This is a genomic window from Mycobacterium sp. 141, assembly GCF_000382405.1.
In the GTDB taxonomy this organism is placed as follows: Bacteria; Actinomycetota; Actinomycetes; order Mycobacteriales; family Mycobacteriaceae; genus Mycobacterium.
In genome coordinates, this window is sequence record NZ_KB908265.1 from 129,017 (window position 1) to 144,039 (window position 15,023).

A 15,023-nucleotide genomic window follows, 5' to 3' on the forward strand; every position below is an offset into this window, starting at 1 on the left:
TCAGACGAAGAAATTGTCGTTCTTGACGAACCACTCGGTGCGCTCGTCGTCGGTCATATCCGCCAACTGGGCGAACCCCTCGAAGTAGACCTCCCGCGGGGCGCCGGGAGCGAACAGCATCAGCAACGACGTGGGCGCGTCGGACTCGTTGCGGAACCCATGGATCCCGCCCGGCGGGACATAGAGGAAATCGCCCTGATCGCCGTCTGTCCAGTCGGTGCCGTCGTAGAGCCGCACTGTGCCCGACAGCACGAAGAAGGATTCGGACATGGTGCGGTGGAAGTGAGGGCCGGGGCCGCCGCCCTTGGGGCTGATGTCGACCCGGTACAGGCCGTAATCGTCGCTGGTCTGTTTTTGGTTGGCCAGGTAGTGGTATTTGACCAGGCCGAACGAGTCGTAGTCGGGGGGTTCGTCGGCGCGCCGTATCCAGGCGCTGACCTCGGGTTCGTCCTTGGTGTAGCGGGCGGGGGGATAGGGCGGTACGTCCCTCGGATTCCAGAGCGACACATCGACCAGCCTAGCCGCGGCAGAGTTCGACACCTCGCAGCCAATCCACAGTTTTCCGGCATGTGGGCCTCAAATCTGCGCACTTACCATCCGGACTGTGATCACCAGGCGAGGATTCCTCGCCGCCACCGCGGCAACCGCCGTCGGCTCACTGGCCGCCCTCGGTTCATTGGCCGCCCTCGGTTCATTGGCCGGCGCCGGTGCGCCGCGCGCTCGGGCCAATCCGGTGCCACCTGACCCCGGCAGCGTCGCGGGTCTCAACCGAGGTCGGGTCCCGAGGCTGTGGGGGACCGCGCTGCCCGGCATCACGACGTCGTTCACGCCAACCGGTCGGCAGGTCGCCCTCACCTTGGACGCCTGTGATGGCGCATGTGATGACGCGTTGCTCAACACCCTGCAGGACCACGGCGTGCCGGCGGTGCTGTTCTTCAACTACCGGTGGATCGACCGCAACGCAGGCCGGGCTGCGCAACTGGCGGCCAATCCGCTGTTCCAGATCGGCAACCACGGCACCCGGCATGTTCCGCTGTCGGTCACCGGTCGGTCGGCCTACGGCATCGCCGGCACCCGATCGGTCGACGAGATCGTCGACGAGGTGTGGCGAAACCATCAGCGGCTCACCGCGCTGACCGGCAGAGCGCCCGTCTGGTTCCGGCCCGGCACCGCGTACTACGACGACGTGGCCGTCGACATCGTTCACCAGCTCGGCGAGCAGCCACTCGGTTTCTCGGTCAACGGCGACGCCGGCGCGACGGCATCGGCTGCGAGGGTCCGTAGCAATCTGACGTCGGCGACGCCGGGGTCCATCGTGATCGCGCACATGAACCACCCGAACTCGGGCACCCACATCGGCATCGCCGACGCGATCCCGCAGATGCAGGCCGCCGGCTGGCAGTTCGTCACGCCGTTGTGACGCTTTGGCGGCTCGACGATTACGCGGCGCAGGTCGTGCAGTATCGGTCTGGTTAGGTCGGTTTCGCCACGAGCGAAGGCCCGCTGTGGGGCTGAGGGGTCAAACAACCTTGCACTCTCCCTGGACGAGTGCTAAGAATGCAGTTGGCACTCTCGATTAGTGAGTGCTAGGTCGGGACGGTGAGGCCGGGGCCGCACCTGCGGGAGCACACCCCAGTCGTCCGTCGCGGGCACTGAACCCGACTACAGAACGTGCGATCCCCTAACCGGAGGAATCACTTCGCAATGGCCAAGACAATTGCGTATGACGAAGAGGCCCGTCGCGGCCTCGAGCGGGGTCTGAACGCCCTCGCCGACGCGGTAAAGGTGACGCTGGGCCCCAAGGGTCGCAACGTCGTCCTGGAGAAGAAGTGGGGCGCCCCCACGATCACCAACGATGGGGTTTCCATCGCCAAGGAGATCGAGCTGGAGGACCCGTACGAGAAGATCGGCGCTGAGCTGGTCAAAGAGGTCGCCAAGAAGACCGACGACGTCGCTGGCGACGGCACCACCACCGCCACCGTCCTGGCCCAGGCCCTGGTTCGCGAAGGTCTGCGCAACGTCGCTGCCGGCGCCAACCCGCTCGGCCTGAAGCGCGGCATCGAGAAGGCCGTCGAGAAGGTCACCGAGACGCTGCTGAAGTCGGCCAAGGAGGTCGAGACCAAGGAGCAGATCGCTGCCACCGCCGGTATCTCGGCCGGCGACCAGTCCATCGGCGACCTGATCGCCGAGGCCATGGACAAGGTCGGCAACGAGGGTGTCATCACCGTCGAGGAGTCCAACACCTTCGGCCTGCAGCTGGAGCTCACCGAGGGTATGCGCTTCGACAAGGGCTACATCTCGGGTTACTTCGTGACCGACGCCGAGCGTCAGGAAGCCGTCCTGGAGGATCCCTACATCCTGCTGGTCAGCTCCAAGGTGTCGACCGTCAAGGACCTGCTGCCGCTGCTGGAGAAGGTCATCCAGTCCGGCAAGCCGCTGCTGATCATCGCCGAGGACGTCGAGGGCGAAGCCCTGTCGACCCTGGTGGTCAACAAGATCCGTGGCACCTTCAAGTCCGTCGCCGTCAAGGCCCCGGGCTTCGGTGACCGCCGCAAGGCCATGCTGCAGGACATCGCCATCCTCACCGGTGGCCAGGTCATCAGCGAAGAGGTCGGCCTCTCGCTGGAGACCGCCGATGTCGCGCTGCTGGGCCAGGCCCGCAAGGTCGTCGTGACCAAGGACGAGACCACCATCGTCGAGGGCGCTGGCGACAGCGATGCCATCGCCGGTCGCGTGGCCCAGATCCGTGCCGAGATCGAGAACAGCGACTCCGACTACGACCGCGAGAAGCTGCAGGAGCGCCTGGCCAAGCTGGCCGGCGGTGTTGCAGTCATCAAGGCCGGCGCCGCCACCGAGGTGGAGCTCAAGGAGCGCAAGCACCGCATCGAGGACGCCGTCCGCAACGCGAAGGCCGCCGTCGAGGAGGGCATCGTCGCCGGTGGCGGCGTGGCCCTGCTGCAGTCGGCTCCCGCGCTGGAGGAGCTGAAGCTCACCGGTGACGAGGCAACCGGCGCGAACATCGTGCGCGTCGCGCTGTCGGCTCCGCTGAAGCAGATCGCCTTCAACGGTGGGCTCGAGCCCGGCGTTGTCGCCGAGAAGGTCACCAACGCCAAGCCGGGTGTGGGGCTCAACGCCGCCACCGGTGAGTACGAGGACCTGCTCAAGGCCGGCGTTGCCGACCCGGTCAAGGTCACCCGCTCGGCGCTGCAGAACGCGGCGTCCATCGCGGCGCTGTTCCTCACCACCGAGGCCGTCGTCGCCGACAAGCCGGAGAAGGCCGCGGCTCCCGCCGGCGACCCGACCGGTGGCATGGGCGGTATGGACTTCTAAGTCCTGCTCTTTTTACGGGAAAGCCCGGCTCCTTTTGGGAGCCGGGCTTTTTCGATTCTGCAGCGCTACGCGGCGTCCTTGTCCTTGCTGGTATCGGTATTGGGCTTGGCGGTCTTGGAAGTGCCGGGGTGGGTGAGTGATTTGGCGGCATCTCGCAGTGACGGCATCTTTGGCAAGTCCGAAGACCGTTGTGGGGCAGACAGTTTCGGTGGCTTCAGGGTCTTCTTGAGGTCGGTTCGAACGCCGGTCTTGACGTCGGTGGCAGCTGGGGTCTCGGGTGCGGCCGCGGCGGGTTTCGTCAGCGAGGGCAGTGTCAGCGGGATCAGCCGCGCCGGCTTCTCCGAAGGCGTTGAATTGATCTGTGCGGCAGCAGTATTCGCGGGTGCTCGGACCTGGGTCGGTTCGGTGGCGATCCCGGTTTGCACCGCCGGCGGCGGATCCTGGAAGTTGTTGACGCCCTGCTGGGCTGCGCCCGGCAGGGCCTGGGCGGCCTCGACGAACTTTTGCGGCGGCGTGATGAAACTGAACTGTGTCGCAGTGGCGGGGCTGGTGGTGCGGTCGTAACCCATGTCGACGACCGTCCGCACGACGGGCTCGACGGCGTCGATGCCACCTTGCGGCAGGCCCAGCGCGTCAGCGGCTTGGCGTAGGGGCATCAGCAGCGGCAGGTGATCGGTGTGGATCACGTAGTAGGTGGTGGTGGCCTCGCCGTCCTGGTTGACGACGGTCTTGGTGGTGCCGTCCGAGTAGTGGTAAGTCGTTGTGTCGCCGTTCGTCTCACTGCTCACGGCGTTGTCGTCGGAATACTGGCTCATGTCGATGTTGTCGTAGTTGGCGTCAGGATGTACGTACACCACCGCCGCCGCGGCATTCGCGAGTGACAACGGGTTGAAGTACGCCGGGAAGTCCCCGTAGGGGTCGTACTCCCGGGTGATGTCGGTGGTCGTGAACTGATCTGGGCCCACCGCGCCGGTGGACTGAATGTCCGCCAACGGCACGTAGAGCCAAGGGAATCGGGCGAAGATGCCCCCGTTGGGCTTGTTGGCGTTGGCGATGAGGACGAACTCGAGGTTCGCCGGCGCATCGTCGGGATCCGTCTCGAGCTCCCGGCGCTGCTTGTTGGCCACGACGGCGCCGAGGGAATAACCGACGACGACAACGTGATCGTCAGCAGTGTTGGGTGAGCCCGAATTCGAGATCGCCGCGCCGAGTGTGCCGTTACCGTCATTCACCGACTGCGCAAAGGTCGGTGCGGTAAGTCCGCTGACCGGCCAGATCGATGCCAAATACTCGATGCCGTTCGCGTCGCGGTACTGCCCGCCGAGCTTGTTCTTGATGTTGGCGCTGGACGGGTCGTCGTTGCCGCCCACCCCGATCACATAGTTCGCCAAAGTCGCGGCAATGGTCGGGCTGTTCAGCGCGACCGGGGTGATGAGCACACAGCTGGCGGCAACCGCCGCAGTACCCGCGGCAGACCGACGAGCTGACCGCTCGTTACGCGCATGACGACCAGACATACAGACCCTCCTGCATATGCCAGCCGCGCCGAGGGCAAAGTCATGACGCGTTGGTGATGAGACAGTAACGGCCGACTCGCTCCGCTGCGGTGCGATTTGAGCAAACTCGTAGCGGGAGGTATTTCCGTGGTCAACTAGATGGGGTGCCACGAGATGTGGCTAACTCGGGGCGCAGATCTCCCAGAGCCGGATCGACTCAGCTTTTTTCGATCGGCACGCAGTCGTGCAGGCAGCCGCTGGTGGCCGAGGGTGCTTCCGGTTCTGCTTTGCGGTGCAGCACCGCGCGGTTGGGAACGACGCGCACGTCGTCGCCGCTCAGTTCACCGGTGCCGTCGACGATCAGGGAGTAACCACCGGGCTCGCGGGGCGGCCAGATCACCGTGACCGCCGCGTGTTCGGCCAGATTGGCGCGGGTGTGGCGGCCGGCAGCGCCGGCATGGATGACGCCCTCGGTCAGCACCGGGTCGACGGCCACGGTATGTGCCCGGAAGTCCTCGCCGACGGTGATCAGATAGGCGAACGTGAAGTCGGTCATCGCCTCGGCCAGTTGATCGAGATCCACCTTCACCGTCATGACGCGGCCACCGGTATCCCGTCGTAGCTCATCTGACCAACGTACGACGATCGTCGGCTTGGGAGCTAAGAGGGCGCGCCGGGTAGCGTCGCTGTCATGACCTCTGCCGAATCCGATGCCGTCCGCGAACTGTTGCGTGATGCCTTCTCCCGGCTGATCGAGCACGTCGACGATCTCACCGATGGGCTCAGCGACGAAGCCGCAACCTATCGCCCGACGCCGCAGGCGAACACCATCGCCTGGCTGATCTGGCACAGTGCCCGCGGCCAGGATTTGCAGCTGTGCGACATCGCGGGTTTCGAACAGGTGTGGTTCCGCGACGGATGGGTGGACCGTTTCGGTCTCGACTTGCCGCGCGACGACATGGGCTACGGCCACAGCGCGGCCGACGTCGCGAAGGTGCGCGCCCCCGCGCACCTGCTGGCCGGCTACTACCGGGCCGTGCACAAGGTGACGCTGGAGTACATCGCCACCGTCACGCCCGGCGAACTGAGTCGAATCGTCGATACCCGCTGGAATCCGCCGGTGACTGCGAGCGTGCGGTTGGTCAGCATCATCGACGACTGCGCACAGCACCTGGGTCAGGCCGCGTATCTGCGCGGCATGATCGGGTGATTGCGCGGTGGTGGCCGCCGATCGGGCTGGCGGTGATGCTGTTGCTGGGCTGGGCCATTGGCCATGGGCCGACCGGGATCGACACCTGGTTCCAGCGGCTGGGCTGGGACATGGGCCGGTACCGCGAGGTGTTCCTGCTGTTCACGTATCCGCCTGCGGTGGCGCTGGTCCTGGTGGGCCTGATCGCGGTGACGTTGCGCCGAAGACAGTGGCGGCTGGCGGTCGCGATGCTGCTCAGCCCGCCGCTGGCCGTCATTGTCGTGCAGGTGTGTAAGCGGATGTTCGGCCGCGAGAAGGGCGGCGCGTTGTGCTATCCGAGCGGCCACACCACATTCGCGGTGGTGGTGTTCGGCCTGCTGGTGGTTGCGGCAGGTGTCGCGGCATGGGCGGTGGTCGTCGCGGTCTCCTTGGGGTTGCTGGCGATGTTCGGCCAGGCCATCACATACCACTACTTCACCGACACCGTCGGCGCGATGCTGTTGTCGACGTCGGTGGTGTGCCTGGTGGCCTTGGTGGCCCGGCGTGATCGGCAGACCGAGTCAGCAGTTAGCTGAGAGCGCGGACCGGGTACCGGTTCGATGAGCCGGACCCGCACTTGACAGGTGTCAACCCCGCTGCGGCGTGGGTCACAAATGTGGTTAACATTGCCCCATGACCGCGACGCCTCATGTCGATCGGCCGGCTCCGTTCACGGGATTCGGCACCATCCACAGCCCTGCGACCGGCGCCGTCGCCGGCCGGGTGCGCTGGACCGATGCGGTCGACGTGCCCCGGATCGCCGCCGGCCTGCGTGAGGCGCAGCGTGAGTGGGAGGCTCGCGGCGCCAAGGGGCGTGCCAAGGTGCTGGCTCGCTACGCCGTGTGGCTGGGGAAGCACCGCGACGAGATCGAGAAGCTGCTGATCGCCGAGACCGGCAAGTCGGCGGTCGACGCGGCTCAAGAGGTGCTGCTGCTGGTCATGATCCTGTCGTACTACATCAAGACGGTGGAGAAGGCCATGGCCCCTGACACTCGTCCGGCGCCCTTGCCGTTCTTGTCGATCAAGAAGATCGCCGTCTACTACCGGCCCCGCCCGGTGGTCGGCATCATCGCGCCGTGGAACTACCCCGTCGCCAACGCGATGATGGACGCCATCGGTGCCCTGGCCGCCGGATGCGCTGTGCTGCTCAAGCCGTCTGAGCGCACCCCGCTGACGGCCGAGGTGCTGCTGCGTGGCTGGCTGGATTCCGGCGCCCCCGAGGTGCTGGCCCTCGCCCAGGGTGCCCGTGAGGTGTCCGAGGCAGTCATCGACAACTCCGACTACATCCAGTTCACCGGTTCCAGTGCCACCGGCGCCAAGGTGATGGAACGCGCCGCCCGTCGGCTGACGCCGGTCAGCCTCGAACTCGGCGGCAAGGACCCGATGATCGTGCTGGAGGACGCCGACATCCAACTCGCGGCCAACGCCGCAGTGTGGGGCGCGATGTTCAACGCCGGCCAGACCTGTGTGTCCGTCGAGCGGGTTTACGTCCTCGAACCTGTTCACGATCAATTTGTCGCCGCTGTCGTGCGCGCGGTGGAGAAACTCAAGATGGGTTCCGGCGAGGGCTACGACTTCGGCTCGCAGATCGACGACAGCCAGGTTGCGATCACGGATCGACACGTCAGCCAGGCTGTCGCGGCAGGTGCCAAGGCACTCACCGGCGGCAAACGGCGGGATGGGGAAGGTAGCTTCTACCCGCCGACGGTGCTGATCGACGTCGACCACTCGATGTCGTGCATGACCGAGGAGACCTTCGGCCCCACGCTGCCGATCATGAAGGTGCGCTCCGTCGAGGAGGCCGTGCGGCTGGCCAACGACAGCCAGTACGGGCTGAGCGCCGCGGTGTTCTCCCAGGATGTCGAAAGAGCGAAAGCGATTGCCCTGCAATTGGATTGCGGTGCAGTCAACGTCAACGACGTGATCTCCAACCTGATGTGCACCACGGCCCCGATGGGCGGCTGGAAGACCTCCGGCATCGGTGCCCGGTTCGGCGGTGTCGATGGCGTGCGCAAGTTCTGCAAACAGGAGACCGTCGTGGTGCCCCGCACGAGAATGGGCACGGGCGGCAACTATTACAACAACTCGCACAAGGCGCTGACCCGGATGAACAAACTGATGACCTGGCTGGCACTCGCGCGCCCGCGACGAGTCGCCAAGTAATCCGAACAGGACGCCACCTGGCGTTCATCCCGCCGTCACCTGTCTGTACGACGAGCTGGCTACTTTCAGCAGGTGACCACTCTGGATACCTCTGCCGTTGAAGGCTATGCCGTCCGCGACGACGATGACGACGACCCCGAGTTGCTGCTTCTGCCCAGCGGCGAGGTGGTCGACACGTGGCGCGAGGGCTACCCGTACGACGAGCGGATGAAGCGGGCCGACTACGAGGAGCAGAAGCGGCTGCTGCAGATCGAGTTGCTCAAGCTGCAGAAGTGGAGCCAGGGCAACGGGCTTCGGCACGTCATCGTGTTCGAGGGCCGGGACGCCGCGGGCAAGGGCGGCACCATCAAGCGGTTCATGGAGCACCTCAACCCGCGCGGTGCCCGGGTCGTGGCGCTGGAGAAGCCGACCGAGAAGGAACGCACCCAGTGGTATTTCCAGCGCTACGTCAATCACCTGCCGGCCGCCGGTGAGGTCGTGCTCTTCGACCGGTCCTGGTACAACCGGGCCGGTGTCGAGCGGGTGATGGACTACTGCACGGCCAAGCAGCACGCCGAATTCATCCGGCAGGCACCGCTGTTCGAGCAGATGCTTGTCAACGACGGTATCAGCCTGACCAAGCTGTGGTTCTCGGTCACCCAGAACGAGCAGCGTACCCGCTTCACCATCCGCCAGGTGGATCCCGTGCGACAGTGGAAGCTCTCGCCGACCGACCTCGCGTCGCTGGACAAGTGGGACGATTACACCGCGGCCAAAGAGGACATGTTCGCTTGGACGGACACCGAGATCGCGCCGTGGACCGTCGTCAAGAGCAACGACAAGAAGCGTGCCCGCATCAACGCGATGCGCCACGTGCTCGGTAAGTTCGACTACGACAACAAGGACCATGAGGTGGTCGGCCAGGCCGATCCGCTGATCGTGGGACGCGCGCTTTCGGATTGACCCAGATCCGCTTCTGGGCCGTCCCAAGTTGAGGAGGACGGCGTGCGGTTCGTGATGGCGCTGCTGCTGTGGGTGCTGACGACGGTGTTGCTCGCCGTAGCGGTGCCTACGGTGTGGGCTCAGAAGAACATCGTCGACCAGGAGGGCTACGCGGCCTTCGCGGCGGGGGCGGCGAAGGATCCGCAGCTGCAGCAGGCGGTGGCCGGTGAGCTCGCCACCCAGGTGCGCACGTTGGCCTCCCGGAGCGGATCAGCGGTGAACGCCGCACTCGTGCGTGGCGTGGCCAACGCTTACACCGCGAGCGCGGTGTTTCCCGGTCAGTTCGCCAAGGCCAACGAGATCGCCCACACCTGGATGTTCACCAACCGGCTGTCCCGCGACGAGAACGGCTCCTGGGTCGTCGACCTGGCCCCCATGCTGTCGGATTCGTCGTTCCAGCAGACTCTTTCGCAATTCAACGTCACGGTGCCGCAGACACTCACCGTACCGATCGCAACGTCGGCTCCCGACGCGTTGCAACCCGGCAAGCTGCGACCCCTGGCGGTGTGGGGTCCCTGGGTCAGCGCGGGCGCGGCGGTACTGGCCGGGGTGTTCGCCTTGCTGACCCTGGCCGCTGCCCGCTCTCGAGGTAAAACCCTTGCCGCGCTGGGCGTGTCGGCGTTGCTTGTCGGCGCGGCCGGGTGGGCGGGGCTGGAGGTGGCGCGACGCTACCTCAACGACGCCCTCAACCACACCAGCGGTGACATCCGGCAGGCTGCCGACGCGATGGTCAACCACGCCGTCGCCGGCCTGCATCAGTGGCTCAACCTGACTCTGGCGGCCGGCGGCGCACTGGTGGTGTTCGGGGTGATCGTGGCGATGCTGGGTGGATTGCGTCGCCGCCCGGACTGACCGGCATACCCCCGGACTCAGACGGTGGGACCGACCCGCCCGGATTCGCGGGCTGTGCGGGCCAACACCTGCGGTCCCGTGGTCAACGCCTTGCGCCACGGCGCGACTCCGTCGACCTCGATCTCGATCGAGATGCTCAGCACCGTGCGGATGAGCACGATCATGCCGAGCACGGCGGCATCGGTGAGTGACGGTGTGGCGGTGACGGTTTTGACGATGTCCGCCGCAACGAGCAGTTCCAGTCCGAGCAGAATTGCCCCGCCCAGTGAATCTCGCAGCGTCTTGAATGCCCGGCCGCCGTTGCCGCTTCGCCGCCAGGTGCGTACGGCCAGGACGAAGGCGAACAGGAACCCCAGCACCATCGACAAGACACCCAGCACTTCGAATGCTGTCGTCGTCTGTTCGAAGAACTCCGTTACGTGCATCTCAGCGGTCCCTTCCGAGCCAGGCGGCCGCAGCCTCGTCACGGATAGACCATCGCGCAGATCGAATCTCGGGCTGCAGGCTCACACTGGCGACAGCTTCTTCGAGTGCCTTGTCATCTCGGACGTCAGCGGACAGTTCCGCACGGAGGACAACCTCGTCAGGTGCCGTACTGACCGTCGAGAGCAGCGACCTCAGCGTCAGCTCGGGCCTGGTGACTGCCCGCAGAATCAGCGCCCGGGTATCGGCTTCCGCGTCAGCACGGCATACGACCTCGATCATGTACTCGGCCGGGGAGACTTCCCGTCCGGTGCCGGACTTGACGCGGTCCATGCGACGCCCGACCGACTGCAGCAGCCCGTTCGCCACGACGATGATCGCCGCGGCGGCGATGGCTTCCCGCCATAGCCACGCACCGGCCAGTGCGCCGACGGCGGCCGTTGCCCACAGCGTGGCCGCGGTGTTCAGCCCGGTCACCGACAGGCCCTGCTTCATGATCACACCCGCACCGAGGAACCCGATACCGGAGACGATTTGCGCTGCCACCCGGGTGGGGTCGCTGTCTTCGAACGCATACGCACCAAGGATCAAGAACAAGGCCGAACCCATGCTCACCAGAGCCATGGTCTGCAGCCCAGCCATCCGGGACCGCCATTGGCGCTCCGTCCCGATCATGATGCCCAGCAGCGTCGCCAGCCCGACCCGGCCCAGCAACTCCAGAGCAGGCATGGATGACGACGACATGCATGGAGTGTGCCCTGCCAGTGCTCCGAGCGCGGGCGTCGACACGCAGAGTCAAGGCTCGATGACGTGCGACGGGTCAGGTCGGCGCTCTGGCGGCGCCTGGCTGTAATCGCCCCATGGCCCGTCGCGCAGTTCGATTGCCGCACGCACGCCGTCGCCGGCGGCGGTATCGATGAACCGCAAGGCATCCGGGGTGTTGCGCATCAGCCCGTCGAGGATGCCGCCGAGAGTCTGAGTGGAGGACAAGCCCATGTTCTCGTAGGCCTGGTTGACGATGAGCTTCTGGGCTTGTAACTGCGACAACGGAATCCGGGCCAGCTTTGCGGCCACTTCGGCGACCCTGGCCTCCAACTGCTCGAACGGTACCGATTCGTTGATGAGTTCGACGGCGGCGGCTTCCTTGCCCGTCAAGGGTTCACCGGTCAGCGAATACCATTTCGCCTTCGCCAGACTCAACCGGTAGAGCCACATCCCGGTCAGGTACGCACCCCACATCCGCGCGTAGGGGGTGCCGATGACGGCGTCGTCGCTGGCGATCACGATGTCGGCGCACAGCGCATAGTCGCTCGCCCCACCCACACACCAGCCGTGCACCTGGGCGATCACCGGCTTGGACGCCCGCCAGATGGCCATGAATTTCTGTGTCGGCCCGGTTTCGTGGCTGCTGACCATCGCGAAATCCTTGCCGGGATCCCACCGGCCGTCGGTGTTCATCGCCTCGCCCCAGTGCTGGAAACCGCCGCCGAAGTCGTAGCCGCCGGAGAAGGCCCGGCCCGCACCGCGCAGCACGATCACCTTGATCTCCGGGTCGCGTTCGGCCAGGCCGATCGCGCGCTCGATCTCGTCGGGCATGGGCGGGACGATGGTGTTGAGCTGCTCGGGCCGGTTCAGCGTGATGGTTGCGACGGGTGCAGCGGTCCGGTACAGGAGGGTTTCGAACTCATGGGCCATTCCAGCAGTCGAGTCAGCTGGGGCCGGGAAGTCAAGAGTCTCTGGTGCTCGACTCGGTGATGGCCAACGCGATGAGCACATCGGCCGTCGTGACGAACAGGCCTGCCCAGTACATCCACTTCAGCGTCGGCTCCGGCCACCTCAGCCGCCGAGCTTCCGCCACAGGAACTCGTAGGTCAGCGCAGCCTTGAACGCAGCCTGCTTGTTGTCCGCGGCGCCGCCGTGCCCGCCCTCGATGTTCTCGTAATAGGTCACGTCATGCCCCGCGGCCTCCAGTGCCGCCGCCATCTTGCGGGCATGCCCCGGGTGCACCCGGTCGTCTCGCGTCGAGGTGGTGATGAGGATCGGCGGATACCGACGATCAGTCGAAATATTCTGGTAAGGCGAATATTTCGAGATGAACTCCCAATCGTCCGGATTGTCGGGGTCGCCGTATTCGGCCACCCAGGACGCCCCGGCCAGCAGCAGGTGATAGCGCTTCATGTCCAGCAACGGCACGCTGCACACCAGGGCTCCGAACAACTCCGGATACCGCGTCAGCATGACGCCCATGAGCAGGCCACCGTTGCTGCCGCCGGCCGCGCCGAGCTGCTCGACGGTGGTGATGCCGCGTCGCACCAAATCGGCTGCCACGGCTGCGAAATCCTCGTATACGAGGTGGCGGTTCTCCCGCATCGCCCGGGTGTGCCAGCGCGGCCCGTACTCGCCACCACCGCGGATGTTGGCCGCCACGTAGGTGCCGTTCCGAGCCAGCCAGGCCCGGCCGATACCGCCCGAATAGCCCGGCGTCAACGAATTCTGGAATCCGCCGTAGCCATAGAGATACGTGGGGCTCGGCGTGGACCGCTGTCCGACCACGAAATAGGGGATCGCGGTGCCGTCGGCCGAGGTGGCGAAATGCTGTGCGACGTCGATACCGTCGGCGTCGAAGAATGCCGGTGCGGATTTGAGCTTGTGCAGTGCACCGCCTGCGGTCCCGTGCAGCAGGCGCGATGGCCTGGTGAAACCACTTGAGTCGTAGAAGACCTCGTCGCCGAGCGGGTCCGTCTCGACCACGACGGTCTCGTCGCCCACCGGGATGCCGGGTGCATCCACGCGGTCCCAGGTGCCGGGTGTGACGATCTCGATGTGGCTGGCGACGTCGCGCCGCGTGACCAGCACCAGCTTATTCCTGGTCCAGTTGGCCTCGGACAGGCAGCTGTGCTCATCCGGCTCATATACCGGGACGAGTTCGCCTGTGCCGGAAAGAAAGTCGTCAAAGTTGGTGGCCAGCAAGCTGCCCGCCGGGTACGTCACGTCGCCGACCCGCCAGTCGGTGCGCAGTGAGATCAGCATCCACTCGCGGTGAGTCGAGGTCGTCGCGTCCGTCGGAACGTCGATGAGGATCGACTCGCCGTCGCGCACCTCGTAGCGGAGCCGGTTGTAGAAATCGGTATAGCGGCCGACGCGGGTGTGCTCGAAACCGGGTGTCCGGTCCACGCTGGCGATGACCCGGACATCTGTCGGCTCTGCGGCGAACACCGTCTCGGCGTTCTCCAGCGGCTCGCCGCGGCGCCACCGCTTGGCGATCCGCGGATAACCCGATTCGGTCATCGACCCTTCGCCAAAGTCGGTGCACACCAGCAGAGTGTTCTCGTCCTCCCAGGACACCGACGACTTGGCCTCCGGCAGCTCGAAGCCGCCTGCGACGAATTGTTTTGTGCGCATATCAAATTCACGAACCACCGTGGCGTCAGCGCCGCCGCGGGACAGGCTGATCAACGCCAGCGTGTGTTCGGGCTCGATGACCTCAGGACCGGCCCACACCCAGTTCTCGTCCTCAGAGCGGGCGAGCTCGTCGAGATCGATGATGACTTCCCAGTCGGGCTCATCGGTGCGGTAACTGTCCAGCGTGGTGCGGCGCCAGAGGCCACGCGGGTTGGCCTCGTCACGCCAGAAGTTGTAGAGGTACTCGCCCCGGCGGCTCACGTACGGAATGCGGGCGTCGGTGTCGAGCACCTCGAGCACCTGGTCGCGCAGCTCTTCGAACCGGTCACCGCTCAGTGCCGCAACCGCCGCATCGTTGTGCTTGCGGACCCAGTCCAGGGCGTCTTCGCTGGTGATGTTTTCGAGCCACAGGTACGGATCGTCTGCCACCTCAACATTGTGCCCGCACGCGTAATGTGAGCTGTGTTACACCGCTCACGAGGAGTCGATCATGACCGTGTTTTCACGCCCGGGGGCCGCCGACGCCCTGATGTCCTTCGAATCCCGCTACGGCAACTACATCGGTGGCGAATGGGTGGCCCCCGTCGAGGGCCGGTACTTCGAAAATTCGTCGCCGGTCACCGGGCAGGTGTTTTGTGAGATCCCGCGGTCCACCGAGGCTGATGTCGAGAAGGCGTTGGACGCCGCGCATGCGGCCGCCCCGGCGTGGGGTAAGACCTCACCCGCCGAGCGTGCCAACGTTCTCAACAAGATCGCCGACCGCATCGAGGCCAACCTCGAATCGGTCGCGCTGGCCGAGTCGTGGGACAACGGCAAGCCGATCCGGGAGACGCTCAATGCGGATATCTCGTTGGCGGTGGATCATTTCCGGTATTTCGCAGGGGCGATCCGGGCGCAGGAAGGCTCGCTGAGCCAGATCGACGAGGACACCGTCGCTTACCACTTCCACGAGCCGCTGGGCGTGGTCGGGCAGATCATCCCGTGGAATTTTCCGATCCTGATGGCGACCTGGAAGCTGGCGCCCGCCTTGGCGGCGGGTAATGCGGTGGTGCTCAAGCCCGCCGAACAGACCCCGGCGTCGATCCTCTACCTGTTCTCGCTCATCGGCGACCTGCTGCCCGCCGGTGTGGTGAACATCGTCAACGGGT

At 65.7% G+C, this 15,023-nt stretch carries 16 protein-coding genes; 8 read left to right on the forward strand and 8 right to left on the reverse strand.

Features of this window, described 5'->3' with window-relative positions; genetic code table 11:
- A complete protein-coding gene (locus H276_RS0115485; protein ID WP_019972219.1) occupies positions 1–507 on the reverse strand; it encodes a cupin domain-containing protein in 507 nt (168 codons plus the stop codon).
- Between the two features lie 97 nt (positions 508–604).
- Here H276_RS0115485 and H276_RS0115490 point away from each other — a divergent pair, with 97 nt between their 5' ends.
- Positions 605–1,420, forward strand: coding sequence for a polysaccharide deacetylase family protein (locus H276_RS0115490; RefSeq protein WP_019972220.1), 816 nt, complete (start codon positions 605–607; stop codon positions 1,418–1,420).
- 284 nt (positions 1,421–1,704) lie between these two features.
- The gene (groL, locus tag H276_RS0115495; RefSeq protein ID WP_018603705.1) at positions 1,705–3,330 is read left to right on the forward strand and encodes a chaperonin GroEL; all 1,626 of its coding nucleotides are present in this window, start codon (positions 1,705–1,707) and stop codon (positions 3,328–3,330) included.
- Positions 3,331–3,395: 65 nt separating this feature from the next.
- Here groL and H276_RS0115500 read toward each other — a convergent pair whose 3' ends face one another.
- Together H276_RS0115500 and H276_RS0115505 are read right to left on the reverse strand one after the other, a co-directional pair.
- Positions 3,396–4,847: a PE-PPE domain-containing protein gene (locus H276_RS0115500; protein WP_026357044.1), complete on the reverse strand. Its 1,452-nt coding sequence runs from the start codon at positions 4,845–4,847 to the stop codon at positions 3,396–3,398.
- 196 nt (positions 4,848–5,043) lie between these two features.
- Positions 5,044–5,421 (reverse strand): hypothetical protein, encoded by a 378-nt coding sequence (locus H276_RS0115505; RefSeq protein ID WP_019972222.1) that lies wholly within the window; start codon positions 5,419–5,421, stop codon positions 5,044–5,046.
- A gap of 96 nt (positions 5,422–5,517) precedes the next feature.
- On the opposite strand from H276_RS0115505, the gene H276_RS0115510 reads away from it, so the two are divergent.
- From H276_RS0115510 to H276_RS0115530, 5 genes are all read left to right on the forward strand, one after another.
- Complete coding sequence (locus H276_RS0115510; RefSeq protein WP_019972223.1) at positions 5,518–6,036, forward strand: mycothiol transferase; 519 nt, start codon at positions 5,518–5,520, stop codon at positions 6,034–6,036.
- Complete coding sequence (locus H276_RS0115515) at positions 6,033–6,590, forward strand: hypothetical protein (protein WP_019972224.1); 558 nt, start codon at positions 6,033–6,035, stop codon at positions 6,588–6,590. Before H276_RS0115510 ends, H276_RS0115515 begins: the two co-directional genes overlap by 4 nt.
- Before the next feature lie 97 nt (positions 6,591–6,687).
- Entirely contained in the window at positions 6,688–8,217 is a 1,530-nt protein-coding gene (locus H276_RS0115520) for an aldehyde dehydrogenase family protein (protein WP_019972225.1), read from the forward strand.
- A gap of 72 nt (positions 8,218–8,289) precedes the next feature.
- Complete coding sequence (gene ppk2 / locus H276_RS0115525) at positions 8,290–9,159, forward strand: polyphosphate kinase 2 (RefSeq protein ID WP_019972226.1); 870 nt, start codon at positions 8,290–8,292, stop codon at positions 9,157–9,159.
- Positions 9,160–9,201: 42 nt separating this feature from the next.
- Complete coding sequence (locus tag H276_RS0115530; RefSeq protein ID WP_019972227.1) at positions 9,202–10,050, forward strand: hypothetical protein; 849 nt, start codon at positions 9,202–9,204, stop codon at positions 10,048–10,050.
- A gap of 17 nt (positions 10,051–10,067) precedes the next feature.
- On the opposite strand, the gene H276_RS0115535 is transcribed toward H276_RS0115530, so the two are convergent.
- The 5 genes from H276_RS0115535 to H276_RS0115555 form a co-directional block, all read right to left on the reverse strand.
- The gene (locus tag H276_RS0115535) at positions 10,068–10,475 is read right to left on the reverse strand and encodes a DUF1622 domain-containing protein (RefSeq protein ID WP_026357045.1); all 408 of its coding nucleotides are present in this window, start codon (positions 10,473–10,475) and stop codon (positions 10,068–10,070) included.
- A gap of 1 nt (position 10,476) precedes the next feature.
- Positions 10,477–11,202: an MgtC/SapB family protein gene (locus H276_RS0115540; RefSeq protein ID WP_019972229.1), complete on the reverse strand. Its 726-nt coding sequence runs from the start codon at positions 11,200–11,202 to the stop codon at positions 10,477–10,479.
- A 66-nt stretch (positions 11,203–11,268) separates the two neighbouring features.
- On the reverse strand, positions 11,269–12,168 hold the full coding sequence (locus H276_RS0115545; protein WP_019972230.1) for a crotonase/enoyl-CoA hydratase family protein: 900 nt from the start codon (positions 12,166–12,168) through the stop codon (positions 11,269–11,271).
- Positions 12,169–12,199: 31 nt separating this feature from the next.
- The gene (locus H276_RS25530; protein ID WP_019972231.1) at positions 12,200–12,331 is read right to left on the reverse strand and encodes a hypothetical protein; all 132 of its coding nucleotides are present in this window, start codon (positions 12,329–12,331) and stop codon (positions 12,200–12,202) included.
- Complete coding sequence (locus H276_RS0115555) at positions 12,310–14,304, reverse strand: prolyl oligopeptidase family protein (protein ID WP_019972232.1); 1,995 nt, start codon at positions 14,302–14,304, stop codon at positions 12,310–12,312. The genes H276_RS25530 and H276_RS0115555 overlap by 22 nt, the downstream gene beginning before the upstream one ends.
- A gap of 61 nt (positions 14,305–14,365) precedes the next feature.
- Here H276_RS0115555 and H276_RS0115560 point away from each other — a divergent pair.
- On the forward strand, positions 14,366–15,023 hold a 658-nt coding region (locus H276_RS0115560; protein ID WP_019972233.1), incomplete at its 3' end, for an aldehyde dehydrogenase family protein.